At 66.6% G+C, this 26,990-nt stretch carries 19 protein-coding genes; 16 read left to right on the top strand and 3 right to left on the bottom strand.

Annotated elements, in window-relative coordinates:
* The first annotated feature begins 18 nt into the window (after positions 1-18).
* The 11 genes from tsf to rpmE all read left to right on the top strand — a co-directional run bounded on the left by tsf (position 19) and on the right by rpmE (position 10,476).
* Complete coding sequence (gene tsf, locus ASE90_RS00655) at positions 19-948, top strand: translation elongation factor Ts (RefSeq protein ID WP_055994575.1); 930 nt, start codon at positions 19-21, stop codon at positions 946-948.
* Positions 949-1,094: 146 nt separating this feature from the next.
* Positions 1,095-1,817, top strand: coding sequence for a UMP kinase (gene pyrH / locus ASE90_RS00650; RefSeq protein WP_055994572.1), 723 nt, complete (start codon positions 1,095-1,097; stop codon positions 1,815-1,817).
* 18 nt (positions 1,818-1,835) lie between these two features.
* Entirely contained in the window at positions 1,836-2,393 is a 558-nt protein-coding gene (frr, locus tag ASE90_RS00645) for a ribosome recycling factor (protein WP_055994569.1), read from the top strand.
* 53 nt (positions 2,394-2,446) lie between these two features.
* A complete protein-coding gene (locus ASE90_RS00640; protein WP_055997004.1) occupies positions 2,447-3,154 on the top strand; it encodes an isoprenyl transferase in 708 nt (235 codons plus the stop codon).
* Positions 3,151-3,954 (top strand): phosphatidate cytidylyltransferase, encoded by an 804-nt coding sequence (locus ASE90_RS00635; RefSeq protein WP_055994566.1) that lies wholly within the window; start codon positions 3,151-3,153, stop codon positions 3,952-3,954. The genes ASE90_RS00640 and ASE90_RS00635 overlap by 4 nt, the downstream gene beginning before the upstream one ends.
* Positions 3,951-5,108, top strand: coding sequence for a 1-deoxy-D-xylulose-5-phosphate reductoisomerase (locus ASE90_RS00630; RefSeq protein ID WP_055994563.1), 1,158 nt, complete (start codon positions 3,951-3,953; stop codon positions 5,106-5,108). Before ASE90_RS00635 ends, ASE90_RS00630 begins: the two co-directional genes overlap by 4 nt.
* Positions 5,105-6,238, top strand: a complete 1,134-nt coding sequence (locus ASE90_RS00625) for a M50 family metallopeptidase (RefSeq protein ID WP_055997001.1) — start codon at positions 5,105-5,107, stop codon at positions 6,236-6,238. Before ASE90_RS00630 ends, ASE90_RS00625 begins: the two co-directional genes overlap by 4 nt.
* A gap of 61 nt (positions 6,239-6,299) precedes the next feature.
* Positions 6,300-9,065, top strand: a complete 2,766-nt coding sequence (gene bamA / locus ASE90_RS00620; RefSeq protein WP_055996999.1) for an outer membrane protein assembly factor BamA — start codon at positions 6,300-6,302, stop codon at positions 9,063-9,065.
* Positions 9,065-9,676, top strand: coding sequence for an OmpH family outer membrane protein (locus ASE90_RS00615; protein WP_055994560.1), 612 nt, complete (start codon positions 9,065-9,067; stop codon positions 9,674-9,676). The genes bamA and ASE90_RS00615 overlap by 1 nt, the downstream gene beginning before the upstream one ends.
* A gap of 50 nt (positions 9,677-9,726) precedes the next feature.
* The gene (gene fabZ / locus ASE90_RS00610) at positions 9,727-10,149 is read left to right on the top strand and encodes a 3-hydroxyacyl-ACP dehydratase FabZ (protein WP_055996996.1); all 423 of its coding nucleotides are present in this window, start codon (positions 9,727-9,729) and stop codon (positions 10,147-10,149) included.
* A 96-nt stretch (positions 10,150-10,245) separates the two neighbouring features.
* Positions 10,246-10,476: a 50S ribosomal protein L31 gene (rpmE, locus tag ASE90_RS00605; protein ID WP_055994557.1), complete on the top strand. Its 231-nt coding sequence runs from the start codon at positions 10,246-10,248 to the stop codon at positions 10,474-10,476.
* A 129-nt stretch (positions 10,477-10,605) separates the two neighbouring features.
* On the opposite strand, the gene ASE90_RS00600 is transcribed toward rpmE, so the two are convergent.
* Complete coding sequence (locus ASE90_RS00600; RefSeq protein WP_055994554.1) at positions 10,606-12,897, bottom strand: beta-glucosidase; 2,292 nt, start codon at positions 12,895-12,897, stop codon at positions 10,606-10,608.
* A 361-nt stretch (positions 12,898-13,258) separates the two neighbouring features.
* Here ASE90_RS00600 and ASE90_RS00595 point away from each other — a divergent pair, with 361 nt between their 5' ends.
* Together ASE90_RS00595 and ASE90_RS00590 are read left to right on the top strand one after the other, a co-directional pair.
* The gene (locus ASE90_RS00595) at positions 13,259-16,630 is read left to right on the top strand and encodes a glycosyltransferase (protein WP_156361360.1); all 3,372 of its coding nucleotides are present in this window, start codon (positions 13,259-13,261) and stop codon (positions 16,628-16,630) included.
* A 49-nt stretch (positions 16,631-16,679) separates the two neighbouring features.
* Positions 16,680-19,784 carry a PAS domain-containing protein gene (locus ASE90_RS00590; protein WP_082449476.1) on the top strand — a complete coding sequence of 1,035 codons (3,105 nt, stop codon included), beginning with the start codon at positions 16,680-16,682 and terminating at the stop codon, positions 19,782-19,784.
* Here the strand turns inward: ASE90_RS00590 and ASE90_RS00585 are convergent.
* Positions 19,781-20,863, bottom strand: a complete 1,083-nt coding sequence (locus ASE90_RS00585) for a LacI family DNA-binding transcriptional regulator (protein ID WP_235531608.1) — start codon at positions 20,861-20,863, stop codon at positions 19,781-19,783. The two genes, ASE90_RS00590 and ASE90_RS00585, sit on opposite strands and share 4 nt — an antisense overlap.
* 73 nt (positions 20,864-20,936) lie before the next feature.
* Between ASE90_RS00585 and ASE90_RS19445 the strand changes: the two genes are divergently transcribed.
* The 3 genes from ASE90_RS19445 (at position 20,937) to ASE90_RS00575 (ending at position 23,333) form a co-directional block, all read left to right on the top strand.
* Positions 20,937-21,335, top strand: coding sequence for a PDZ domain-containing protein (locus ASE90_RS19445; protein WP_156361359.1), 399 nt, complete (start codon positions 20,937-20,939; stop codon positions 21,333-21,335).
* Complete coding sequence (locus ASE90_RS00580) at positions 21,307-21,990, top strand: response regulator transcription factor (protein WP_055994551.1); 684 nt, start codon at positions 21,307-21,309, stop codon at positions 21,988-21,990. Before ASE90_RS19445 ends, ASE90_RS00580 begins: the two co-directional genes overlap by 29 nt.
* Before the next feature lie 71 nt (positions 21,991-22,061).
* Positions 22,062-23,333, top strand: coding sequence for a sensor histidine kinase (locus ASE90_RS00575; protein ID WP_235531607.1), 1,272 nt, complete (start codon positions 22,062-22,064; stop codon positions 23,331-23,333).
* Between the two features lie 71 nt (positions 23,334-23,404).
* Here ASE90_RS00575 and ASE90_RS00570 read toward each other — a convergent pair whose 3' ends face one another.
* Positions 23,405-26,707 carry a glycosyltransferase gene (locus tag ASE90_RS00570; protein WP_055994545.1) on the bottom strand — a complete coding sequence of 1,101 codons (3,303 nt, stop codon included), beginning with the start codon at positions 26,705-26,707 and terminating at the stop codon, positions 23,405-23,407.
* Positions 26,708-26,990 lie beyond the last annotated feature (283 nt).

Here is a 26,990-nt window from a genome sequence, read left to right as displayed (position 1 = left end):
CCAAACAGGAGCCAGATCATGGCAGAAGTTACCGCCGCCGCCGTCAAGGAACTGCGTGAGCGCTCGGGCGCCGGCATGATGGATTGCAAGAAGGCGCTGACCGAAAACAACGGCGAGATGGAAGCCGCCGTCGATTGGCTGCGGACCAAGGGCCTTGCCGCCGTCGCCAAGAAGTCGAGCCGCACCGCCGCCGAAGGTCTGGTCGGCGTTGCCGTTGCCGGCACCAAGGGCGTTGCCATCGAGGTCAACAGCCAGACCGACTTCGTCGCGAAGAACGACCAGTTCCAGGGCTTCGTTCGTGACGTCGTCGCGATTGCGCTGGAAAAGGGCGACGATGTCGACGCGCTGAAGGGCCAGACGATGCCGAACGGCGGCACCGTCGAGGACGCACTGGTCGCCAACATCTCGACCATCGGCGAGAACCAGGTGCTGCGTCGCGCGAAGGCCGTCGAAGTTACCAAGGGCGCGGTGATCCCGTACGTCCACAACGCCGCCGCACCGGGCCTCGGCAAGATCGGCGTGCTCGTCGCGCTCGAATCGGACGCCGGTGTCGACGTGCTCGAGCCGCTCGGCAAGCAGATCGCGATGCACATTGCCGCCGCTTTCCCGCTGGCGCTCGACGAGAGCGGTCTGGATCAGGACATTCTGGAGCGTGAGCGTCAGATCGCGACCGAGAAGGCTGCCGACTCGGGCAAGCCGGCCGACATCATCGCCAAGATGGTCGAAGGTTCGGTGAAGAAGTTCGCCAAGGAAAATGCGCTGCTGAGCCAGCCGATCGTCATGGACGGCAAGACGCCGGTCGCCGACGTCGTCGCCAAGGCAGCGAAGGATGCCGGCACCGCGATCGTGCTGAAGGACTATGTCCGCTTCCAGCTCGGCGAAGGCATCGAGAAGGAAGAGAGCGACTTCGCCGCCGAAGTCGCCGCGACGGCAGGCCTCGCCCGCTAAATTCGCGCTTCCGTTTCACGGCCTTGCGGGCCGCGAGGATAGACCATCCTCGCGGCCCGTTTCGGTTCGACATAACGCCGCTTGGCTTTGCGGACGCTCACGGCTAGGGTCCGCCGCGCTCCCGATCGGCTATTTTCGCAGGTGTCATGTCCCGTCCCCGTTTCAACCGTATCCTCCTGAAACTCTCGGGCGAGGTCCTGATGGGATCGGGGCAGTTCGGCATCGATCCGGCGATGTGCGACCGCGTCGCGCGCGAGATCAAGGCGGCACGGGGCGAGGGCCATGAGGTGTGCGTCGTCGTCGGCGGCGGTAACATTTTCCGCGGCGTGGCGGGCGCCGCGCAGGGCTTCGAACGGGCGAGCGCCGATTATATGGGCATGCTCGCGACCGTGATGAACGCGCTGGCGATGCAGAACGCGCTCGAACAGATCGGCGTCGAGACGCGCGTTCAGTCGGCGATCCCGATGGCATCGGTGTGCGAACCCTATATCCGCCGTCGTGCCGTCCGCCATATGGAGAAGGGCCGCGTCGTGATCTTCGCCGCCGGCACCGGCAGCCCGTTCTTCACCACCGACACCACCGCCGCGCTGCGCGCCGCCGAAATGGGGTGCGAAGCGCTGTTCAAGGGTACCAGCGTCGACGGCGTGTATGATGCCGACCCGAAAAAGGTGCCGACGGCGACCCGGTACGATACGCTCGGCTTCGGTCGGGTGCTGGCCGACGACCTGAAGGTCATGGACGCATCGGCCGTGGCGCTGTGCCGCGACAACAATATCCCGATCGTCGTCTTCAACATCCGTGACGAAGGCAACCTTGCCGCCGTACTGGCGGGTGATGGTGTTTCGACGATCGTTCAGAACAACGCTTGATTCAAAAGGAAGTCGGTTATGGCCGCATATAACAAGGCCGATCTGGAACGTCGCATGGCCGGCGCGGTCGAGGCGCTGAAGGGCGACCTGAGCGGACTGCGTACCGGACGGGCGGCGGTATCGTTGCTCGATCCGGTCACTGTCGAGGTGTATGGCGCGCACATGCCGCTGAACCAGGTCGCGACCGTCTCGGCACCCGAACCGCGCATGTTGTCGGTGCAGGTATGGGACAAGTCGAATGTCGGCCCGGCCGACAAGGCGATCCGTTCGGCCGGCCTCGGCCTCAACCCGATCGTCGATGGTCAGACGCTGCGCCTGCCGATCCCGGACCTGACCGAGGAACGCCGCAAGGAACTGGCCAAGCTGGCCGGCAAATATGCCGAATCGGCGCGCATCGCGGTCCGCAACGTCCGGCGCGACGGCATGGAAAGCCTGAAGACCGATGAAAAGAAGGGCGTCTATTCGGAGGACGAGCGCAAGCGTCACGAAACCGAAGTCCAGAAGCTGACCGACGCGACCATCGCCGAGCTCGACGCGACGGCAAGCGCGAAGGAAAAGGAAATCCTCGGCAAGTGACGTCGTTCGCCGCTCGCACTTCGGTTCCGGCGGACGATCGCGCGGCACCGGGGGTGCCCCATACCGCCTCGATTCCCCGCCACGTCGCGATCATCATGGACGGCAATGGCCGCTGGGCAAAGGCCCGGCGCCTGCCGCGGATCGCCGGGCATCGGCAGGGTGTCGAGGCGGTGCGGAACATCGCGCGTGCGGCACGCGAGCAGGGCGTCGAGGCGCTGACCCTCTACGCCTTTTCCTCGGAGAACTGGCGCCGTCCCGAACAGGAGATTGGCGACCTGATGGGGTTGCTGCGCCATTTCCTGAAAAGCGAGATCGACGAACTGCATCGCGAGGGCGTGCGGCTAAGAATTCTTGGCAATTATCAGGCGTTGCAGCCCGATCTGGTCAAGCTGATCGAAGGGGCCGTTGTCCGCACCGCGACCAATACCGGCCCGATCCTCGCCATTGCGCTGAACTATGGCGCGCAGGCCGAATTGGTCGCGGCGGCCCGTCGCCTCGCCGAGCGGGTCGCTGCGGGCATGCCGGTGTCGGCGATCGACGAAGCGGCGATCGATCGCGAACTCGATACGCACGACCTGCCGCCGCTCGACCTCATGATCCGCACCTCGGGCGAACAGCGGCTGTCGAATTTCCTGCTGTGGCAGGCGGCCTATGCCGAACTGCTGTTCGTCGACACGCTGTGGCCGGACTTCGACGGTGCGGCACTGGCGGAGGCGATCGCCGCCTATGGCCGGCGGCAGCGCCGGTTCGGGGGCCTGTGACGCAGGGTCCCGTCGCCGATCCCGCAGCACGCCGCAAGTCCGACCTCGCCACCCGTACGTTCGCCAGTGTCGGGATGATCGCGGTCGCCGCGACCACGCTGTGGCTGGGCGGGTTCGCCTTCTGGCTGCTGGTCGCGATCGGCACCCTGTTCATGATGGCCGAATGGGCCGATCTGCATAACGTGTCGCGCCAGCATAAGCGACTCGCGCAACTGGCGCTGACGGTGCCGCTGGCGATCCTGTCGCCCCTGGCGGCGGGGGCGGGGTTCCTGGCGTTCGGGCTGATCATCGGCGCGGCGTTCTTCGTCGTCATCACCACCCGCCTGCCGAAGCTGGCGCGCGGTATCCTGTATTGCGGTTTTCCGGCGCTGGCCGTCGTGTTCCTGCGCGATCGACCCGACGGGCTGTTGCTCGCCTTCTGGGCGATGGCGCTGGTCTGGGCTTGCGACATCGGTGCCTATTTTGCGGGCCGGACGATCGGCGGACCGAAGCTGGCACCGACGATCAGCCCGAACAAGACATGGGCCGGGCTGATCGGCGGGGTCATCGCCGCGTCGGTATTGGGCGGCATGCTGCAATATGCCGGTCTACCGCTGCATCTGGTGCTGGCAACGCCGTTGCTGGCGGTGCTGGCGCAGGTGGGCGATCTCTATGAGAGCCAATTGAAGCGTATGGCCGGAGTCAAGGATTCGGGCAATGTCCTGCCCGGCCATGGCGGGGTGATGGACCGGCTCGACGGGCTGGTGCCGGTCGCGCCGGCCGCGGCGCTGATGCTATTGGCAGGACTGTATTTGGCATGAAGCGCGTCAGTATATTGGGAGCGACCGGATCGGTCGGCACGTCGACGCTCGACTTGATCGAGCGCGCACCCGGCGAGTTCGAGGTCGAGGCACTGACGGCGAACCGGGATGTCGGCAAGCTGGCGGCAGCGGCGCGGCGGGTGGGTGCGAAGCTGGCGGTGGTCGGCGACGAGGCTTGTCTGCCGGCACTGCGCGACGCGCTGGGCGATAGCGGGATCGAGGCAGCGGGCGGTCAGCAGGCGGTGATCGATGCCGCCGCCCGTGCCGTCGACTGGACGATGGCGGCGATCGTCGGCACCGCTGGTCTCAAACCGGTGATGGCGGCGCTCGCCCGTGGCGGCGCGGTGGCGCTCGCCAACAAGGAAGCACTGGTTTCGGCAGGCGACGTGATGATGGCCGCGGCTCGCCGGGCCGGCACCACGTTGCTGCCGGTCGACAGCGAACATAATGCCGTGTTCCAGTGCCTCGACGATTGTCCGCCCGAACGCATCCGCCGCATCATCCTGACCGCGAGCGGTGGGCCGTTCCGCGAACGCTCGCTCGCCGAGATGCAGGGCATCACGCCCGAACAGGCAGTGGCACATCCCAACTGGTCGATGGGTGCCAAGATCTCGGTCGATTCGGCGACGATGATGAACAAGGGTCTCGAACTGATCGAGGCCTATCACCTGTTCCCGGTCACGCCCGAGCAACTCGACGTGCTGGTCCATCGGCAGTCGGTCATCCACTCGATGGTCGAATATGTCGACGGGTCGACCCTGGCGCAGCTTGGATCGCCCGACATGCGGGTGCCGATCGCACATGCGCTGGCATGGCCCGATCGCATGGAAACGCCGTGCGAGCGTCTCGATCTGGCGCGGATCGGCCGGCTCGACTTCGAAGCGCCCGATCTGGAGCGTTTCCCGGCGTTGGCACTTGCGCGCTCCGCGTTGTCGGCGGGCGGCGGGCGGCCGGCGATCCTGAACGCCGCCAACGAGGTTGCGGTGGCCGCGTTTCTCGACCGACGGATCGGTTTCCTCGAAATTGCCGCAATCGTCGGCGATGTCTTGCAGCGCTTCGACCCGGCAGGGCCGCAGACGCTCGACGCCGTGTTGGCGATCGATGCCGAAGCGCGCGCATTGGCGCGGGAGCGTGTGAAGGATTGCGCGGCTTGATCGAATCCCCCGGGTTGCTGATTACCGTCGTCGCGTTCCTGCTGGTGCTGGGGCCGCTCGTGTTCCTGCACGAACTGGGGCATTATGCCGCAGGACGCTGGTTCGGCGTGAAGGTCGACGCCTTCGCCGTCGGTTTCGGGAAGGAAATCGCCGGCTTCACCGATCGTCACGGCACGCGCTGGAAATTCGGATGGTTGCCCTTGGGGGGCTATGTTCGCTTTGCCGGGGACATGAACCCCGCGTCGCAACCCGATGCCGAATGGCTGCAACTGCCCGCCGCCGAACGGGTGCGGACGTTTCAGGCAAAGCCGGTCTGGCAACGGGCGATCATCGTCGCGGCGGGACCGGCGGTGAACCTGTTGCTGGCAGTTGCGATCCTTGGCGGGTTCGCGGCGGCCTATGGCGTCGACCGGACCCCGGCGACGATCGGGTCGATCCTGCCGGGCAGTCCGGCGGAACGCGCGGGCCTGTATCCCGGCGATACCATCACGGCGCTGGGCGGTCGCTCGGTCGATACATATCGCGACATGCTGATGTTTACGGCCCTGCGCGCCGACGAAACCGTCCGGATCGATTTCGAACGCAACGGTGCGGTCCGCAGCGTCGATGCGACGATCGGAGCGGTGTCCGAACCCGACCGGTTCGGCAACGTCAACAAGCGGGGGCGGCTTGGTATCGGCCCGTCCTCGCCCGTCTTTATGCCGGTCGCCGTCTGGCAGGCCCCGGTCGAGGGCGTTCGGATGACTGGCGAAATCCTGCGTGGTACGGTGGACGGCATCATTCGGATCATCACCGGGCGCATCTCGGCAAAGGAAATGGGCGGGCCGCTCCGCATCGCCAAGGCGTCGGGCGAGCAATTCTCACTCGGCTGGCCGGCGTTGGTGACGTTCGTCGCGTTCGTTTCGATTAATCTTGGATTCATCAACTTGTTGCCAGTTCCGATGCTGGATGGCGGCCACCTGATGTTCTACGCGATCGAGGCAGTGAAGCGGGGGCCGGTCCGTCCGCAGACGATGGAATGGGCGTTTCGTGGTGGATTGGCCCTGTTGCTGGCGTTGATGATATTCGTCACGGTGAACGATCTGGGGACGTTCGGCGTGTGGCGGGGGCTGGCCGGCTTGATCGGCTGACGTGGTTAGGGCAGTGCGCGCACGTCCTGTGGTGAAAGTTCCTCCGATTGGGGTGGGTTTGGTGACGCTAAGCAAGTTTTCGATTCACGGCGTGCGCGGTGCCGCGCTGCTCGCGGGCACGATGCTCTCGAGCACGGCCTTCGCGCAGGCGCAGCGTGCGCCCGCCGCTGCCGCGCCGGTGGTGCGCGCGCCTGCCGTACAGGCCCCTGCCGTACCCGCCGCACCGGTCCGCACCATCCGCTCGCTCCGCGTCGAGGGATCGCAGCGCATCGAACCCGATACGGTGCTGTCCTATACCAAGTTGCGTATCGGCATCCCCTACACCCCCGAAACCCTCGATCAGGCGATCAAGGACCTGTATGCGTCGGACCTGCTCGCCGACGTGGCGATCGAAGGCGCCGAGACCGGCGACATCATCGTCCGGGTCCGCGAAAATCCGATCATCAACCGCGTGGTGCTGGAGGGCAACAAGCGGCTGAAGGACGACAAGATCACCAAGGAGATCAAGCTCGCGCCGCGGCAGATCTTCACCCGCACCGCCGTCCGCGCCGACGTCGCGCGCATCATCGAACTGTATCGCCGTCAGGGCCGCTTTGCCGCGCGGGTCGAACCGAAGATGGTCATGCTCGACCAGAACCGCGTCGACGTCATTTTCGAGGTGTCGGAAGGCGCGAAGTCCAAGGTCCGCCAGATCAACATCCTCGGCAACGAGGTGTTCAGCGACAGCCAGTTGCGCGGCGAGATGTACACCAAGGAGTCGCGGCCGTGGCGCATCTTCAGCTCGGCGACGAGCTATGACGAAGATCGCATGGCCGCCGATCAGCAGAAGCTGCGGCAATTCTACCTGACCGAAGGCTATGCCGATTTCCGCGTCATCTCGGCCGTCGCCGAACTGACGCCGGACAAGGAAGACTTCATCATCACCTATGTGGTGGAAGAAGGCGCGCGCTATAAGTTCGACGACGTAAAGGTCGAGAGCGCGATCCGCGACTTCGACAATGCGGCGCTGACCAAGACGCTGCCGATGAAGAAGGGCGATTGGTACAACGCGAAGCTGGTCGAGGACACGATCGACCAGCTGAGCGAATATGCCGGCCTGTTCGGCTATGCCTTCACCGATGTTCGCCCGGATTATGTGCCGGATCGCGAAAAGCATACAATGGCGATCACCTTCGTCCTGAACGAAGCGAACCGTACCTATGTCGAAAAGATCAACATCACCGGCAACACCCAGACGCAGGACCGCGTCATCCGCCGCGAATTCCGCGTGGCGGAGGGCGATGCCTTCAACGCCTTCCTGATCAAGCGGTCGCAGGATCGCATCAACTCGCTCGGCTATTTCCAGGACAAGTTCGAGATCGACCGCACCGAAGGCTCCTCGCCGGATCGCATCGTGCTGGGCGCGAACGTCGAGGAGAAGTCGACCGGCGAACTGACGCTGTCGGCAGGCTTCTCCAGCCTCGAACGTTTCATCATCCAGGCGTCGATCCGCCAGCGCAATTTCCGCGGCAAGGGGCAGGATCTTCAGGCGTCGGTCAATTATTCGACCTATCAGAAGTCGGTCGAGCTGGGCTTCACCGAACCCTATCTGTTCGACAAGAATATTGCGCTGGGCGGGACGCTGTTCCGGCGCGATCTGAACTCGTTCAATTTCCTCGGGACCGGCCGCAACTCGCTCTATTCGCAGGTTTCGACCGGCGGGCAGATCGTGGCCAGCGTCCCGCTGACCGAATTCTGGACGCTGTCGGGCCGCTATCAGCTGAGCCAGGACAATGTCGGGCTGGACCAGGGGACGTATTTCACCAACGGCGTTTGCGATCCGCTGAAGGCCGGTCGCTATCTGTGCGACTCGATCGGCAACCGGCTGACCAGCATGGTCGGCGGGAACCTTATCTTCGACAATCTCAACAACCGTCTGCGGCCGTCGCGCGGCCAGCGGCTGGTTACGGGACTCGACTTCGCGGGTCTGGGCGGTGACGTCCGGTTCGCGCGTATCCGCGGCGATTTCGACAAATACTGGAATGTCGGCGGCTTCATCCTCTCCGCAGGGGTCGAGGGCGGCTATATCCACTCGCTGCAAAAGCGCGCCGGTGAGGGCATCGATCCGGTTCGCATCGTCGATCGCTTCTACCTCGGCGAACCGCAGTTCCGTGGCTTCGATATCCGCGGCGTCGGCCCGCGCATCCAGCGCCAGCAATATACCGGTTCGGTTGCCGGCGGCGATCAGACGCTGGTGACCGCACGCGATCAGACGCTGAACGACCCGTTGGGCGGCAAGGCCTATTATCTCGGCAAGATCGAACTCGAACCGCCGCTGGGTTCGGGTATCGCCGAACTGGGTCTGCGGCCATCGATCTTCATTCAGGCAGGCGCGCTGTTCGGCGTTACCCGGCCGCGGCCGACGCTGGCATTCGAACAGGCGCGTAGTGCCGATGGCACGTTGCAGTTCAACAAGGACGGCTCGCCCTCGCTGTTGCCGTTCAGCTCGCCGATCAGGACGTCGGACGGGCTACAGGTCTACAACAACCAGTTCACCGACGGGTCCGGCCAGCCGGCGATCCGGCAGACGACCTGCTCGGTCGGCTATGCGACGACGGTCGGCGGTACCTGTCTGGGCGGCGAGCCGAACACGGTCGCGATCAACACCACGCAGCCGTTCCTCGAACAGTTCCTTGGCGATTCGGCCAAGCCGCGTCTGTCGATCGGTATCGGCGTGAACTGGAACTCGCCGTTCGGCCCGTTGCGGATCGATCTGGCCAAGGCGCTACTGAGCCAGCCGGGCGACGACAAGAAACTCATCACTTTCAACGTAGGAACTCAATTCTAATGCGTAGCCTCACCAAGGCGGCGATCGCCGCATTCGTTTTTGCCGCTCCGGCCGCCCCGGCGTTCGCGCAGGCGCTGCCCGACGCGAAGATCGCGGTCGTCGATTCCGAGCGGATTTTCCGCGACTGCACCGCGTGCAAGGCGGCGACGACCCAGCTCCAGTCGCAGCGTCAGCAGCTTCAGTCGCTCGCGACCTCGCTCGGCCAGCCGCTGCAGACCGAAGCGCAGTCGCTGCAGACCGCCGTCACCGCCGCCAAGGGCAACCCGGACGCCGCGCTCCAGACCCGCATCCGCACGTTCGAACAGCGTCAGCAGCAGGCGCAGCAGCAGATCAGCCAGCAGGAACAGCAGGTTCAGCGCAACATCGCCTATGTCCGTGAACAGATCGGCACCCGCCTCGGCCCGATCATCACCCAGATCGCGCAGCAGCGCGGTGCGACGCTGGCCGTCGACAAGGGCAACAGCTTCTACAACGCGCCGGCGACCGAAATCACCGACGCCGTGCTGACCACGCTCAATTCGCAGCTGCCCAGCGTCAGCGTGACCGCGCCGGCACAGGCCGCTCCGACCGCCCCCGCCGCTGGCACGCGTCCGGCCCCGGCAGGCCGCTGATCGTGGAAGGGGAGGCGACCTCGATCGGACCGTTCGACATCACCCGGGTGATGGCGGCGATCCCGCATCGCTATCCCATGCTGCTGGTCGACCGTGTCGTGGAACTGATCCCCGACCGGTCGATCACCGCGATCAAGGCGGTGACGATCAACGAAGGCTTTTTTCAGGGGCATTTCCCCGGCCGTCCGATCATGCCGGGCGTGCTGATCGTCGAGGCGCTGGCGCAGGCCGCCGGCATCCTCGCGGTCGAAAGCCTCGGTCTCGTCGGTTCGGGCAAGTTGGTCTATTTCATGTCGATCGACGGCGTGAAATTCCGCAAGCCGGTCGAACCGGGCGTTCTGCTGACGCTGGAAGCCGAATTCGTGCAGAAGCGTTCGCGGGTCTGCAAATTTGCGGGGAAGGCGCGCATCGACGGCGAACTCGCCGCCGAATGCGAATTCACCGCGATGATCGCCGACCCGCCCAAGGCGTAAGCCGGTGCGGATCATTGCTATTGTGGGCGCGTCCGTGTACGGGCGCGCCTTCCTATTTCCGGGCTGGTCGGAACCAGCCGCTTGTGGAGAAGACCGATGAAGAAAGAAACGCACCCCGACTATCACACCATCAAGGTCCAGATGACCGATGGCACCGTGTTCGAAACCCGTTCGACCTGGGGCAAGGAAGGCGATCTGATGACGCTGGACATCGATCCGCTGGCGCACCCGGCATGGACCGGCGGCCGTGGCCAGATGCTGGATTCGGGTGGTCAGGTCGCACGCTTCAACAAGCGTTTCGGCGGTCTCACGCTCGGCAAGAAGTAAGCTGGCGGCGCGGGCGACGCCCGCGCGCTGCACTTTATGGAAAGGCCGCGGTGGCGTCTGCTATCGCGGCCTTTTTATCGTCTGTTATGGTGTCGCGGAGGTGGGGTGCGCCGCCGCGACAGGGCAGGCTTACTTTCCCCGATTGTCCAGCGTCGCTGGCGCGATCTGTACGCTCGTCCGTGCAACGATGTCGGTCGCGCTGTTCGCCAGCAGCAACTGATACGCACCCCCAGCAATCTTCCAGCCGCGCGTCTGGCTGTCGAACGTCGCCAGCAGTCGCGGATCGACCGTCACGTCCATCGTCCGCGTTTCGCCGGGGGCCAGATCGACCTTCGCAAAGCCGCCCAGCCGCTTCGGCGCTTCCCAGCCGGCACCCGCGACGTATAGTTGCGCCAGCCCCTTGCCACGCACCTTGCCGGTGTTGGCGATGGTGAAGCGCGCCTGCACGCCCTTGCCGAACGGTTGGGCGGTCAGCCCGCCCAGCGTAAAGCTGGCGTAGGACAGGCCATAGCCGAACGGGAACAGCGGCTTGGCACCGGTCTTGTCGAACCACTTATAACCGACCGCAGCCCCTTCGATATTATAGTTGCCCATCGGGTGCGAATCACGGTCGAGCTTCGGATCGCCCTCGATCACCGGACGCGGCAGTTGCGTGAGCGATGCCGGGAAGGTCGCGGGCAGGTGGCCCGACGGGTTGACCTCTCCGGTGAGCACCCGGGCGATCGCGTCGCCCCCCGACGTCCCCGGATACCATGCCTCCAGCACGGCCCCGACCTTGCCCAGCCATGGCATCAGTACCGGCCCACCGGTTTCGAGCACGATTACGGTCTTGCGGTTGGCGCGCGCGACCGCGTCGATCAGTGCGTCCTGATTGTCGGGCAGGTTCAGGTTCGGGGCGTCGATCGATTCCCCGGTCCATTGTTCGCCGAACACGATCACGACGTCAGCCTTGCGCGCGGCGGCGGCAGCGGCCTTCACGTCCTTGCCGTCGAGATAGGTAATTTGCGCCCGGCTCCGTGCCTGCAATGCCTTCATCGGCGACGACGGGTGGTACAGCTTCGGCCCCGGAAAGCCGCCGGGATATTCGTCGGCGACGGCAAGGCCGTTGACCGGGCCGCCATGCGGATAGACCTGGCTCGATCCGCCGCCCGACAGCACGCCGACATCGGCATGGGCACCGATCAGCAGGATCGATTTCGCGGTGGCGGCAAGCGGCAACAACCCGGCGCTGTTCTTGAGCAGGACGATGCCTTCCTCGGCATCGGCGCGGGTGATGGCGGCATGGGCGGCATAATCGATCGTCGTCGCGCGGTCGCCGGCGACCGGCGTGTCGAACAGGCCGTTTTTGAACATCGCCCACAAGATACGGCGCGCCATGTCGGTCGCCCGTGCTTCGGGAACATAGCCGTTGTTCACCGCCTCCCGCAGGGCATCGGCGAAATAGGCGGAGCGATCGAACGCCCAGCCCGATTGCTGGTCCAGCCCGGCATTGGCCGCCTGCGTCGTCGAATGAGTCGCGCCCCAGTCCGACATCACATAGCCCTTATAGCCCCAATCCTTCTTCAGCGTGCGGTTGAGCAGCCAGTCATTCTCACACGCATAGAAGCCGTTGACGCGGTTATAGGCGCACATCACCGATCCCGGATCGCCGGTCTCGATCGCGAATTCGAAGGCGAGCAGGTCCGACTGGCGCGCCGCTGCCTCGTCGATGCGATGGTCGATGTTGAAGCGGTTGGTTTCCTGTCCGTTGAACGCATAATGCTTCATCGTCGATACGACGTGCTGCGACTGGATGCCCTTGATCTCATGGCCGGTGATGATGCCGGCGAGCAGCGGGTCTTCGCCGCCATATTCGAAGTTCCGGCCACCGCGCGGTTCGCGCATTAGGTTCATGCCGCCGGCCAGTTGCACGTTGAAGCCCGACAGAAACGCCTCGCGCCCGATCATCGCACCGCCGGCTTGCGCGACCTGCGGGTTCCACGTCGCGGCGGTGGCGATACCCGAAGGAAGCGAGGTGCGCAGCCGCGGCGTCGGCGAACGCTGCGTCGCGACGCCGAGGCCGGCATCGGTCTGCCACTGGCCCGGAATGCCGAGGCGCGGAATGCTCGGAACATAGCCTGCCGAATCGGGCAGTCCGTCCTTGGGCGGTTCGTAATTCTTGATCGGTGTGCGCTGCCAATCGGCCTTGGTCGAGAAATAGCCGAAGGTCAGCTGCAATTTCTCGTCGAGCGTCATCTCCTTCAGGACCAGTTCGGTGCGGGCATCGGCATCGAGCGCAGGGTTCATCCACGGCCGCGCCTGAGGGCCGTCGGTCGGGCGGGTGGCGGCTTGTGGAGCGTTGTTGGTAGTTTGCGCCAGCACCGGCGCAGCGGTGAGCAGCGTGCTGCCGAGCAGGGCGGCAAGGCGAAGGGATGCGGACATCGATGGTATCTTTCGCAAAGGGGAAGAACGCTCGGACGAACGTGACTGGTCGAACGGGATCACAAGCTTGTCGGTCAAGTGGCGGTGGGGCGGGCCATGGCGGCGTGGCGCGATCCGGCGCATGCTGTTCCTCCCCCCGTTCGGTTGCCGCATCGGTCCGGCGAGTGTGCCGGGACAGGCCGTTGCGCGCCATATCCGCGTCGCATTCCCTGGCAGTGTGATAGCGTTGTCAGAACAGGAAAATCAATCCGTCGGGCGCAGGCGGTATCCGGTGGTCGCGGCGTTCCCGGAACAGACGGGTAATTAACCGCATTTTCGGTTTCCCGGCCTAAGCGCTGCTTATCAGGTTTCAGGGGGCGGCGTGACACATCCCATCTTTTACGATGCCAGCGGGCAGCGCGCCCGGCGGGTGCGATGGGGCGCGGCGATCCTGGTCGTCACGATGCTCGCGATCGTCGCGCTGGTCGTTTCGGCACTGACACGGACGCCGCAGCGGGGCGCACTGGCGCTCCCCGAGGATGCCGCGCGTCCGCATGCGATTGCCACTGCGCCCCTCCAAACGAGCGCCGGTCCCTGGCTGCCGGCGGGGGAGGCCGCTGCCGGTGCACGCCGCCTGCCGGTGCTCGGCTTCTATATGCCGTGGGATGCGGCATCGCGGCAGTCGCTGGGGCGTCATGTGGACGAGGTCGACTGGCTGGCACCGGGCATCGCGTCGGTTGCCGGGCGCGACCATCGCTTCGCCTATGAAACGGATGACTATCTGCACGCGGTACTGGCGAAAGCGAAACGTCCGCCCGCGCTGATCCCGATGGTGCAGAATGCGCGTGAGGATGGCAGCTGGGACGGTACCGGCACCGCTGCGCTGCTGGCCGATGCGAAGGCGCGGAGCCGCTTCGCCGGACAGATCGAAGCGATGGTGGCGGCGGAGCGGGGAATGGGCGTGATGCTCGACCTCGAAAGCCTGCCCGCAAGCGCGCACGCCGATTATCGCCGTTTCCTGTCCGAACTCCGCACGCGGTTTGCCCGCCGTCACTGGCAGGTGATGATCGCGACCCCGGTCGCGGACGCGGAATGGGATCTCGCCCGCTATGCGACGGTCGTCGATCGGCTGGTGCTGATGGCCTATGACGAGCATTGGATGGGTGGTGCGGCGGGACCGATCGCGTCGCAAGCCTGGTTCGCGGAGGTGGTCGCCGACGCAGTGCGCGCCGCCGGTCCCGGCGCGATCGTTGCGCTGGGCAATTACGGCTATGACTGGAACGGTCGCACGACCGAACCGCTGCGCGTGGCCGACGCGTGGAACCTCGCGCGACAGGCGGGGACCGTGCCGACATTCGATCGGGCAAGCGGCAACTGGCACTTCGCCTATCGCGAACGGGGGCGTGACCATCAGGTCTGGCTGCTCGATGCGGTCACCGCCGCCAACCAGCTCCGCGCGGCGTCGGTCGCCGGCGCGAATGCGGTTGCGCTCTGGCGCATGGGGAGCGAGGACCCGCATTTCTGGACCGTTGCCCGTACCGGTTCCGCCGCCGGGACCGGAACCTTGCCCCAGCCAGCCGGGGTTACGCTGCTCGGACAGGGCGAGGTATTGCGGCTGGATGCCGGTGCGACCGCCGGACACCGCACGCTGCGGTCCGATGCCAGCGGCATGGTCCGCGCGGCGCAGGTCGATCGCCTGCCCGGACCCGATATCGTCCAGCGCACCGGCGCGCAGCGGCGCATGGTCGCGCTGACCTTCGACGATGGACCCGACCCGCTCTGGACGCCCAGGATCCTCGACGTGCTGAAGCGCGAAGGCGCACCTGCCACCTTCTTCGTCACCGGTGCCAATGCGCTGGGGCAGGGACCGATCCTGCGACGGATTGTCGAGGAGGGTAGCGAACTCGGCAACCACAGCACCTCGCATGCCAATCTGTCGCACCGCTCGCCGCAAGCGATCCGGCTGGAACTGACCGCGACCGAACGGCTGGTCGAGGCCTATACCGGGCGGGCGATGCGGCTGTTCCGTCCGCCCTTCCTCGGCGATGCCGATCCCGATCGCGGCGACGAGCTGCATGCGACCCGGATCGGGGCCGAACTCGGCTATCTGACGGTAGGCCTGAACGTCGACCCCCATGACTGGCAAACGCCGTCGCCGCAGCAGATCGTCGCGCGTACGATTGCGGAGGTTCAGGCCGGTACCGCCGATCGCCCGACGCAGATCGTGCTGCTCCACGATTCGGGCGGCGATCGCAGCCGGACGCTGGCGGCGCTGCCGGGGATCATTCGCGGTCTGCGTGCGCGCGGCTATGAACTGGTCGGCGTGTCGCGGCTCGCCGGGCTGTCCCGCGATCAGGTGATGCCGGTGTTGCAAGGCGTGCAGGCGAACGAAGCGGCCAGCGCGCGGGGCCTGTTCGGCGGTGTCAGCCTGACCCGCGACCTGTTGATGACGGCATTCCTGCTGGTGATCGCCATCGGCATCGCCCGGTCGGTCGCCTTGGCCGGACTGGCGATGCTGGCCGCGCGCCGGGGCGGTCCGCCGCCGGTTGCGCCGCATCTGGTCCCGACGTCGGTGTCGGTGCTGATCCCGGCGTTCAACGAAGCGCGGGTGATCGAGGCATCGGTGCGCCGCATCCTCGGCAGCGTCGGCGTCCGGATCGACGTCATTGTGATCGACGACGGCTCGACCGACGGTACGTCCGATATCGTCCGGACCGCGTTCGGCATCGATCCGCGCGTCCGGCTGCTGACACTGGAAAATGGTGGCAAGGCACGTGCGCTCAACACCGCGCTACAGATCGCCAAGGGCGACGTCGTCGTCGCGCTCGACGCCGACACCCAGTTCGAAGCGGATACCATTGCGAAGCTGTTGCGCTGGTTTGCCGATCCGGCGATCGGCGCGGTCGCGGGCAATGCGAAGGTCGGCAATCGCGTCAACCTGATTACCCGGTGGCAGGCGCTGGAATACATTACCGCACAGAACCTCGAACGGCGCGCGTTGCATGCGCTGGGCGCGGTGACGGTCGTGCCGGGGGCAGTCGGGGCGTGGCGGCGGGCGGCACTGGATTCGGTCGGCGGATATCCCGACGATACGCTGGCCGAGGATCAGGACCTGACCATCGCTATCCAGCGCGCCGGCTGGCACGTCGCCTGCGACATGGAGGCGATCGCCTGGACCGAAGCGCCGGAGACGGCACGGGCTCTGTTCCGTCAGCGCTATCGCTGGGCCTATGGCACGCTGCAATGCCTGTGGAAGCACCGCGCGATCATCGGCCGGGGTCGTCCGCGCGGGCTGGCCTTGCTGGGGCTGCCGCAGGCGCTGGTGTTCCAGGTGCTGTTCACGCTGGCCGCACCGCTGATCGACCTGGCGCTGATCGGGAGCATCGCCACCACCGCGTGGCGCATCGCCGATCGCGGGTGGGAAGCGGCGGGCGGCGATGTCGGCTGGGTCGTGCTCTACTGGGCGGCGTTCACCGCGATCGATCTGGCATGTGGCTGGGTCGCCTATCGGCTGGAGGGCAGGGGCGAACGCCTGCCGCCGCTGCGGATGCTGGCGCAGCGGTTCGGCTACCGCCAGTTGCTGTACGCGGTGGTCCTGCGCGCGCTGGCGGCGGCGATGAACGGACCACGCGTCGGCTGGGGCAAGCTGGAGCGCAGCGGCAGCGTGACCGCACCGGACATTGCGACGGTCGTGACGCCGATCGGCGAACGCGCCGCTCCGTCTGTCGCGCCGGAGGTGGCCGCCGCCGCATGAAACCGTCGCACGCGTTGACACACAATATGAGTTGCATGAGATGTTCGCGATGACCGGACGACGTACCAGCACCGTATCGCTGTCCCCCGAACTGGAAGCGTTCATCGCCGATGCGGTGGCGGGCGGGGGCTATGCCGATGCCGACGAGGTCGTCCGTGCCGGCCTGCGTGCGTTGCGCTCCGCCAGCGCGGGATGCGGCATGGTGGCGAAGGACTGGCCGGCAGCCGGCGGCGAATGCGGCGCGCTGATCCGGTCGCGCGACTGGGCTGACACGCCGCTCGGCCCGCCAGCGGACTGGCCGTCGCAGATGCGGGCGACGATCGCGAACATCGTCAATTCGCCGGTGGCCAAGATGCTGGTATGGGGTCCGGACCACATCCTGTTCTACAACGACGCCTATCGCGCGATCGTTGGCGAACGCCATCCGGCCGTGTTCGGCACCCCGGTCAGAAGTGCGTTTCCCGAACTGTGGGACCACTATCAGGACGTGCTGCCGGCAGCATTGCGCGGCCAGAGCCAGTCGTTCCGTGACCGGCCGACCGTCTTCTCGCGCGCGAACGGTTCGGAAACGCTGACCCTCGACCTGTACTACACGCCGGTCGTCGACGGTCAGGGCGTCGCCGATGGCGTCTTGTGCACCGTTATCGACAACAGCGTGCGCAAGGTGATCGAAGCACGTCTGGCGGCGAGCGAGGCCGAACTGCGCCGCATCGCCGATGCCGTGCCCATGCTCGTTTCGTATATCGACCGGGATCACCGCTACCGCTTCGTCAACGCCAACTATGAAAGCTGGTTCGGCGGCGCATCGAACGCGATGGTCGGCCGGCATATCCGCGAGGTGATCGGCAAGGAACTGTATCGCGACCGGCAGGGTGATATCGATGCGGCGCTGACCGGCGAGTGGATCGTCGGCGAAACCGTGCTGCAGCACCGGACGCTCGGCCACCGAGCGTTCGAGATACGCTATGTCCCGCATCAGGACGATACCGGGCAGACGGTCGGCGTATATATTCTGGGCATCGACATGACCGAACGCGCCCGGGATGCTGCCGCGATCAAGGCGAGCAACAGCCGGTTCCGCACCGCGATGCAGGCGGTGCACGGGGTATTGTGGACCAACAGCGCCGATGGCCGGATGGTCGGCGAACAGGCCGGCTGGGCGGCGTTGACCGGGCAGGCGTTCGACGAATATCAGGATTTCGGCTGGGCATCGGCGGTCCATCCCGATGATGCCGCCGCGACGATCGCTGCCTGGAATACCGCGGTCGCCGCGCGTAGCATGTTCGTGCACGAACACCGCGTCCGGCGGCATGACGGTGAATGGCGGATCTTTGCTATCCGTGCCCTGCCGATCCTCGGCGACGCCGGTGAAATCACCGAATGGGTCGGCGTCCATACCGACATTTCGCACCAGCGCGCTGCCGAGGCGGCGTTGCGCGAGCAGGCAGACAGCCTCGCCCGGCAGGTCCGGCATCGCGAACGTGCCGAGGATCAGCTGCGCAGCCTCAATGAAACGCTCGAAAGCCGGGTGATCGCCGAGATCGCCGAGCGGCGGCACGCCGAGGCGCAACTCGCGCAATCACAGAAGATGGAGACCGTCGGCAAACTGACCGGGGGTATCGCGCATGATTTCAACAATCTGTTGCAAGTCATTGGCGGCAATCTGCAATTGCTGACGCACGACGTGGTCGGCAATGCCAAGGCGGAACGTCGGGTCGACAATGCCATGGCAGGCGTTTCGCGCGGCGCACGCCTTGCCAGCCAGTTGCTCGCCTTCGGTCGTCGACAGGCACTGGAGCCGAAGGTCGTCAACGTCACCCGCTTCGTACAGGGCATGGACGACATGCTGCGCCGGGCGATCGGCGAGGCGATCGAGATCGAGACGGTTTTTGCCGGTGGTCTGTGGAATACCTTCATCGACCCGGGCCAGATCGAGAATGCGCTGCTCAACCTCGCCATCAACGCGCGCGACGCGATGGAAGGGCGGGGCAAGCTGACCATCGAGCTGTCCAATACCCATCTCGACGACAGTTATGCCCGCACGAACGAAGAAGTGATTCCGGGGCAATATGTCATGCTGGCGGTGACCGATACCGGCAGCGGCATGTCCCCCGACGTCGTCGCGCGGGTGTTCGAACCGTTCTTTTCGACCAAGGCCGAGGGCAAGGGGTCGGGGCTGGGCCTGTCGATGGTCTATGGCTTCGTCAAACAGTCGGGCGGCCACGTAAAAATCTATTCGGAAGTCGGGCACGGCACCTCGATCAAGCTGTATCTGCCGCGGGCGATGGAGTCCGAGGATGTCGAGGTGCAGGTCGATACCGGTCCGGTGCGCGGCGGGACCGAGACGGTGCTGGTCGTCGAGGATGACGAGGAAGTCCGCACCACGGTGGTCGAGATGCTCGGGGACCTCGGCTATCGCGTGCTCAAGGCGTCCGACGCCGCCAGCGGCCTCGCGGTGATCGAAAGCGGCATGTCGATCGACCTGCTGTTCACCGACGTCGTCATGCCGGGCGCGCTCAAGAGCCCCGAAATGGCGCGCAAGGCCCGCGAGCGGTTGCCCGGTCTCGCCGTGCTGTTCACCAGCGGCTACACCGAAAACTCGATCGTTCATGGCGGGCGGCTGGACAAGGGCGTGCAGCTGTTGTCGAAACCCTACACGCGCGAGGCGCTGGCGCGGAAAATCCGCCATGTCCTGTCGAACCAGCAGCAGCGCAACCTCGCGACGCTGCAACCGCAGATCGTCGACAGTCGGCCGGTCGCGATCACCACGCCGCCGACCATCCGGCGCACGATCCTGCTGGTCGAGGACGACGGGCTCATCCGCATCAGCAGCGCCGAAATGCTGGAGGAAGCGGGTTTCGTCGTGGTCGAGGCGGCGAGCGCCGAAGAGGCGATCACCGCGTTGCAGACCGCGCCCGTCGACATGCTGGTCACCGACGTCAATCTGCCCGGCGCTTCGGGCCGCGAACTGGCACAGCGCGCCCGCACCCTGCGCCCCGGAGCGCTGGTCGTCTTCGCAACCGGCGATCCCGGCGCGGTCGCCGAGGAAGCGGATTCGATCGTTCTTGCCAAACCCTATACCAGCGGCGCGTTGCTGGCCGCCTTGCGCAAGGGCGAGACGGTGCGGGCGGTGACCGGCGAACCGGGAGCCTAGCCGACCGGCGCGGCCGCGAGCGAATCGCGTTCGACCAGATGATGTTCGTGCGCGACAGTGGCCGGCACCTCCGCGCCGCTCAGCTGGTCGAGCAACAGCGTGGTCGCGCTGACCGCCATGTCGAACACCGGCTGGCGCATCGTGGTGATCCGTGGCCAGGTGATGCGCGCGATTTCGGAATCGTCGAAACCGACGATCGACAGGTCGCCCGGCACGTCGATCCCGGCCTCCCGCGCGGCCATCAGCGCACCGACTGCCATGTCGTCATTCTGCGCGAGGATCGCGGTCGGCCGATCGTGCCGCGTGAGCAGCGTCTGTGCCGCCGCGAACCCGGAATCGAACGTGAACAACCCATCGAGCACGAGATCGGGATCGATCGACTGGCCGGCGGCGGCGAATGCCTTTGCATAGCCCGCCATGCGCGCCTCGGCGGCGGCATGGGTCGGATCCCCCTTGATAATGCCGACCCGCCGGTGCCCCTGCTTCAGGACGAGTGCCGCGACCTCGCAGGCGGCGACGACGTCGTCGACGACCACGCCGGGGGTCAGTTCGGGCCAGCGGGTCGGCGCGATCCGGGCAAAGGGCATGCCGATCGCGGTCAGTTCGTCGAGGATGCGGCGGCTGTCCGATGCCGGCGGGGCCAGCACCACGCCATCGACCGCCGCCGATCGCAGCAGCCCGACGACCTCGTCGGCATGGTCGGTGACCGAACGAACCGGCAGCACCACCAGCCGATAGCGTTCGCCGCGCAACCGGTCCAGCACGCCCATTTGCAGGTCGACGACATAGCTGGGCGAGGGATTTTCATAGACCAGCCCGATCAGATGTGACCGTTGCCTCGCCAATCCCTGCGCCATGATGTTGGGGTGATAGTCGAGCGTCCGGACCGCTTCGCGCACCCGGTCGCGCACTGCGTCGGTGACATGCGGCTCGCCGTTCAGCACGCGCGATACGGTCTTGGTCGATACGGCGGCGTGACGGGCGACGTCGACGATGGTGATGCGCCGCGGCGGACGCGATCGGGGTGGCTGCATGACCGCATCACCGCCATGCCGCCGCGCCCGTGTCAATCGCAACATGACCGCATCGTCATCTGTCGCCCATCGTCCGGTCGGGTCGCGCCGTGTACGACCGGGATGGAGGAGTTGCAGGATGTCGGTTCACGACGCACCCCGTTTCGCCATGGTCCGCGACATGACGCTTTGCGGACTGGCAGCCTGCGCATTGTTGGTCGCCGGGTGGCTCGGTGTCGCCCCCGATGGCGCGACCTTCGCGGCGGACGGCGCGACTTTAGCGCCGCACCGCCTGCCCGATGGTTGGGTCGTCACCAGTCTGCGGACCGGCGGCATGGCGGCGCGGTCGGGCTTGCAGGTCGGCGACGTCATCGATGCCGTTGCGGGCCATCCGCCAGTCTCCGCCGACGTTTCGACCCTCGCTGCCGGTCCCGTCATACTGCATGTCGCGGCAAGGGGTGACGTCGGCGCCCACTCGCTGATATTGCGGCCGCCGGAGGTGGCGTCACGTGAAGATCCTGACCGTCGAGGACGATGAAGAAACGGCAGCCTATATCGGCAAGGGGCTGACCGAAGCCGGGTTCGTGGTCGATCGCGCCGCCAACGGGCGCGACGGATTATTCCACGCGATCGACGGCGGGTATGACTGTATCATCATGGACCGAATGCTGCCGCAAATGGACGGCATGGCAACGATCGCGGCGATGCGCGCCGCCGGCGTGACGACGCCGGTGCTGATCCTGTCGGCGATGGGATCGCCCGACGACCGGGTCGCGGGGTTGACGCAAGGGGCCGACGATTATCTGACCAAACCGTTCGTCTTCGCCGAGTTGCTGGCGCGGGTGCGGCTGCTGACCCGGCGTCAGCCGGCCGGCGCACCGGCGGCCGAGACCATGCTGACCTGCGACGATCTGACGATGGACCTGCTGGCGCGTCGGGTGCGGCGCGGTGCGCGGGTCATCGACCTGCAACCGCGTGAGTTCCGTCTGCTCGAATATCTGTTGCGCCATGCCGGACAGGTGGTGACGCGCACCATGTTGCTGGAGGGCGTGTGGGATTATCATTTCGATCCGGGCAGCAACGTGACCGACGTGCATATCAGCCGTCTGCGCCGCAAGATCGACGATGGCGAGCCGCGCCGCCTGCTGCATACCGTGCGCGGGTCGGGCTATAAGCTGGGGGGCGAACCCTGACGCTGCTCATCCGGTCGGCGACGCTGCGATTTGCCGCACTGGTCTTTGCGCTGCAACTGGCCGGTGCGGCGGTGACGCTGCTGACGGTGCGGACGATCACCGAAAGCCGCCTGACCGCCAGCGCCACGCAAGAAGCGCAACGGCTCCGCGCGACCTTGCTGGAGGCATGGGCGGCGCGGGGTGTGACCGGTTTGCGCGCGGCGGCCGAACTGCGGCTCGACCGCAGCGACCGGCCCTTGTCGGTGGTGCTGGTGACGGCGCGCGATGGTACGCCGCAGGCCGGGAATGTCGGAGCCTGGCCGCCCAACGTGTCCCCCGGATCGCCCGCCACCATCGAATTGTTCCGCGTCCGTCGCGACCAGCCCGAATCGATGCGGGTGATCGGTACCGTCCTGCCCGACGGCACCCGGCTGCTGACCGGGCATGTGATCGAGGGCGAACGGGCCTTTGTCGGCGCCATGGAAATGGCGATGGTCGCCGCGATGATCGTCGCGTTGTCGCTCGCCACGCTTGCCGGTTGGGTCGCGGCACGGATCATTGCCCGGCGGCTGTGGCGCACCGTCGATACCGTCGCGGCGGTAACCGCGGGTGATCTCGACCGTCGCGTCGCCTTGCTGGGCGGGCGCGACGCGTTCGACAAGCTAGGACAGTCGGTCAACGCCATGCTCGACCGGATCGCGATGCTGGTCGGCGAATTGAAGATGGCGACCGATGCTCTCGCCCACGACCTCCGATCGCCGCTGACCCGGCTGCGCGCGACGCTGGAACGGGCGTTGGCCGCCGCCGATACCGAAGACGGCCGGATCGCGGTGCTCCGCGCGATGGACGAGGGCGACCGGTTGCTCGGGATGCTCGACACCGCCCTGCGCATCACGCGCGCCGAAGCAGGGATCGGTCGTGATGCCTTCAGTCCGACCGATCTGACGGCGCTGGTGGCCGACTTTGCCGATCTGTTCGAACCCCTTGCCGAGGATCGCGGACTGGCGATTGCGGTCCTTCCGGCCGCGCCGGCCACTGCCGACGTCCACCGCGAAATGGTCGGACAGGCCGTGTCAAACCTGATCGATAACGCATTGAAATATGGTGCAGGAACGATTCGCTTGTCGGTCGAGTCCGATGCCGGCACCGTTGTCGTCGTGGTTCGCGACGATGGCCCCGGCATCCTGCCCGAACACCGGGCGGCGGCGCTGCAACGTTTCGGTCGGCTGGACCCGTCGCGGCACGAGAGCGGGGCGGGGCTGGGCCTGCCGCTGGTCGCGGCGGTCGCCCGGCTGCATGGCGGGACGCTGGAACTGGGCGACAACGATCCCGGCCTTATGGTCCGGATGACGTTGCCGCGCTGATCGTCTGGTACGCCGATGCGGGGCCGGGCTCGGACGCTTGGTGCGTATCGATAGCGCGGCTGGCGAACGGCTCACGCCGCCGCCTGCACGCTCCCGGTCCGCTCCAGCTTGCCCCACCCGACCACGAACCCGCCGATGGCCGACGCGATCGCCCGCAGCACGACCCAGTACATGATCTGACGATAGACCAGCCGCTGCGCGACCAGCAGATGTGCGGGATAGCGGGCCTTGTTCCCGTCCAGCCGATAGGCGACCCAGCCGCACGCCACGTCGATCGCGGTGAAGCACAGCCAGTACAGCCCCATTTGCGACACGTCGCCGCTGGTCTGTGCCCAGCCATGCTGCGCCACCCGCACCGCCGTACCGACGATCGACAGCAGCAGCGCCAGATCGATCAGCGGCGAGACCGCAGCGAACGCGATCTGGAACAGCCATGCCTGTGGCAGGCCGATCCGCGCCAGTCCGGCGGGCTTGCCGGTGCGCAGGATCGCGCGGTGCTTCCACAGGCATTGCAGCGTCCCGAATGCCCAGCGATAGCGCTGCTTCGCCAATGCCTTGAACGTCTCCGGTGCCTCGGTCCAGGCGACGGCATTGGGGTCGTAGGTGACCCGCCACCCGGCGCGCTGAATGGCGATGGTCAGGTCCTGATCCTCGGCCAGCGTATCCTCGGGATAGCCGCCGACCGCATCCAGCGCCGCGCGCCGCCATGCGCCGACCGCGCCCGGCACCACCGTCATCGCATCGAATCCGGCAAGGGCGCGACGCTCCAGGTTCTGCGCGGTGAGATATTCGACCGCCTGCCAGCGCGTGACCAGATTGACCCGGTTGCCCACCCGCGCATCGCCCGCGACCGCGCCCAGCGTCGGGTCCGCGAACCAGCGTGCCAGCCGGGCGATGGTCGTCGTCTCGAACTGGGTATCGGCGTCAAGCGCGATGATGACCTCACCCTCCGCCTGCAACAGCGCCCGGTTGAGCGCTGCCGCCTTGCCGCCATTGGCCAGCGTCAGCAGCGTGACGCGCGGATCGTCGTCGAACCGGGCGCGGACCACCGCGCTCGTCCCGTCCTTCGACCCGTCATCGGCGACGATGACGTGCAGGCCCGGATAGTCGCTGGCCAACACCCGCGCGACCGAATCGGCGATCACCCGCTCCTCGTTATAGGCGGGGATGATGACCGTGACGCTCGGCTGGAACACCGGCGGCGTTGGCCGTTCGCGCCGCGACTGGAACCATGCCAGCCCCGCCATCAGCACCGCCCGCGCCATGCCCAGCGCGATGGCGAGGTAGAACAGCCACGCCAGCAGCACCGATATTGCAGCGATGACGATGAAGATCGCGACATCGGTCCGCACCGCCGCCAGATCACGCCCGGCAACCACCGGCATCGCGACCGCGCGCGGCACGCCGACCAGCGCGGAGGCGGTGACGAAGTGATAGCCCTTGGCCCGCAGGATCGCGATGATCCGGGGCAGTGCCGCCACCGTCTGCGCCCGGTCGCCGCCGCCGTCGTGCAGCAGCACGACGTTGCGCGAACTGTCGGCGCTCGCGTCCTCGACCTGCTCGATCACCTGCCGGACGATCGCATCGGTGCCCGGCCGTTGCCAGTCATTGGGATCGACGTGCAGCCCGACCACCGTATAGCCCAGATCCTGCGCCAGCAGTGCCGGCGCGATCTCGTCCATCGTCGTCGGCTCGGCATCCCCGAAATAGGGCGCGCGGAACAGCGTCGTCGACCGTCCCGTATATGCCTCGATCAGCCGCTGCGTGGCGTTCAGTTCCAGCGTCGTCGTCCGCTCGCCGGTCGTCGCCAGATTGGGGTGGGTATAGCTGTGGTTCCCGATCTCGTCGCCGTCGCGAACGATCCGCTGCAACAGCCCGGGATGCTCGATCGCATTCTCCCCGACGACGAAGAAGGTCGCGGGGACGTGCGCCGCCTCCAGCGCGTCGAGGATCGGCGGCGTCCACGTCGCGTCGGGTCCATCGTCGAAGGTCAGCGCGATCGCCTTCGGATCGGCGGCACCGGTCCGCTGCACGACATAGGGCGTCGGCAGTGCGGCATAGGCTTCGTTGGCGATCATGCCGTTGCGATCGAAGGTGACGCTGCGTTGTCCCGGGGTCGGCCGCGCGGTGATGCGCAGCACTTCGCCGCTCCCCTCGACATCGACGTTCAGCGCCGATTGCAGCTGCGTGATGCGCGGCACGCGGTCGGTGGTGCGATAGGCGGTCAGGTCGTTCCAGAACCCGGCATCCTCGCTGCCCAGCCGCCACATCGCGACCGCATCGATCCCCAGCCGCCGCAGCGCCGCCATCTGGTTCCAGCTGGTCGCCGCATCCAGCATCCACACCTTGTGCTGGCTGCCGCGTTCGTCCTGATAGGCGAAGCCGGCATTGCCGCTGGCGCGGTCGAACCCGACCGCCGCCGACGAATCATGCGCGGCCAGCCACGCTTCCTCGATCGACAGCGCGTCGGCGCTGCCGTTATGCCAGTCATAGGCATAGCTGCCCAGTGCCACCACCAGCTTGTCGCGACCGACCTGTCGCAACGCGCTTTCGACCTGACCCACGAACCATGGCTGCGATGCGATCGGCCCCGCCGCCCCGCTTTCCCAATGTTCGTCATAGGCCATCAGGATGACGCGGTCGGTGGCACGGGCAAGGTCGGCCAGCCGCCAGTCGGGATCGCCGGCCGGCGCCGTCACCGCCAGCACCGCGTCCCTGGGAAGCGCCGCGTTCAACTGCGCGAGAAACGCCGGATAGCGCGCGACGGCGGCGGCGGGCAGGCTTTCATAATCCATCACCAGCCCGGCGGCATGGCGTGCCTTCACGAATGCGACCAGCTGATCGATCAGCGCCTTGCGCGCCGTCGGATCGGCCAGCATCTGTGCCGCACCCGCGCCGTCCCAGTCGGAATCGGTCAGGTTCTGCACCATCGGCAACAATTTCGGGGCATGGCGGGCACCGGCAAGCACCTGCTCCAGCCGCGGATCGTCGATGGCATGCACCTGCGTACCGACCACGCTGACATAGGCGGGCACGACCCAGTCGAGCGTGGCGAGGTGCCGTTGCAACGACGCGATCCCGCCCGCCGTATCGGGAGCATAGAAACCAATCGTCAGCGGCGTGCCGCCGGTCTTCGGCGACGTGGCGTGCGGCAGCCAGCGCCCATGCCGCCCCGTCGTATCGCTGCGCGGCGCAAACGCCTCGCCATGCCGCCGGGCAAAGGGCAGGGGAATGCCCAGCGTGCGCGGCGTCGCCACCAGCGTCGTCGCAAACGCCACCGCCGCGGCGATGACCGCGAGGATCAGCAACGCCACGCTCCGCCTTGCCCACACACCGCGACGCCCGGTCGGATCGAAGAAAATCGGCTTGCTCACACGGTCGACCCTGACTGCACCGGCCGCACACTACGGCCATGACCTGCCGCTTAGCCCCGCCGTCCGGGCGGGGCGGTGAGCATGGCATGAACTTTTGGTCACCTGTCGGATCGCGAAGCTGCGCCGAACCGGAAGCTACCGCGGGCGATCGTCGCGGCGATCGACAGACATCTGCGGTCGGACCAACTCCGGTCGCGCGGCGCGACGGACAGACGATGGGTAGGAAAGGAAGCGCCGCCCATCCGGGCGGCTTCATCGCGACGCGCTTCGCACGGAAGGCATC

The sequence above is a fragment of the Sphingomonas sp. Leaf67 genome, from assembly GCF_001421965.1.
GTDB lineage: Bacteria > Pseudomonadota > Alphaproteobacteria > Sphingomonadales > Sphingomonadaceae > Sphingomonas.
The sequence above is the reverse complement of the archived record's forward strand: the minus strand, read 5'-3'. Positions and strand labels throughout refer to the sequence as shown.

Coding starts and splice junctions, on each gene's coding strand:
- ASE90_RS19445 (WP_156361359.1), top strand. CDS start 20,937: ATGTCGGTTCACGACGCACCCCGTTTCGCCATGGTCCGCGACATGACG.
- tsf (WP_055994575.1), top strand. CDS start 19: ATGGCAGAAGTTACCGCCGCCGCCGTCAAGGAACTGCGTGAGCGCTCG.
- ASE90_RS00590 (WP_082449476.1), top strand. CDS start 16,680: ATGACCGGACGACGTACCAGCACCGTATCGCTGTCCCCCGAACTGGAA.
- pyrH (WP_055994572.1), top strand. CDS start 1,095: ATGTCCCGTCCCCGTTTCAACCGTATCCTCCTGAAACTCTCGGGCGAG.
- fabZ (WP_055996996.1), top strand. CDS start 9,727: ATGGCGGCGATCCCGCATCGCTATCCCATGCTGCTGGTCGACCGTGTC.
- ASE90_RS00585 (WP_235531608.1), bottom strand. CDS start 20,863: ATGTTGCGATTGACACGGGCGCGGCGGCATGGCGGTGATGCGGTCATG.
- rpmE (WP_055994557.1), top strand. CDS start 10,246: ATGAAGAAAGAAACGCACCCCGACTATCACACCATCAAGGTCCAGATG.
- frr (WP_055994569.1), top strand. CDS start 1,836: ATGGCCGCATATAACAAGGCCGATCTGGAACGTCGCATGGCCGGCGCG.
- ASE90_RS00630 (WP_055994563.1), top strand. CDS start 3,951: ATGAAGCGCGTCAGTATATTGGGAGCGACCGGATCGGTCGGCACGTCG.
- ASE90_RS00600 (WP_055994554.1), bottom strand. CDS start 12,897: ATGTCCGCATCCCTTCGCCTTGCCGCCCTGCTCGGCAGCACGCTGCTC.
- ASE90_RS00615 (WP_055994560.1), top strand. CDS start 9,065: ATGCGTAGCCTCACCAAGGCGGCGATCGCCGCATTCGTTTTTGCCGCT.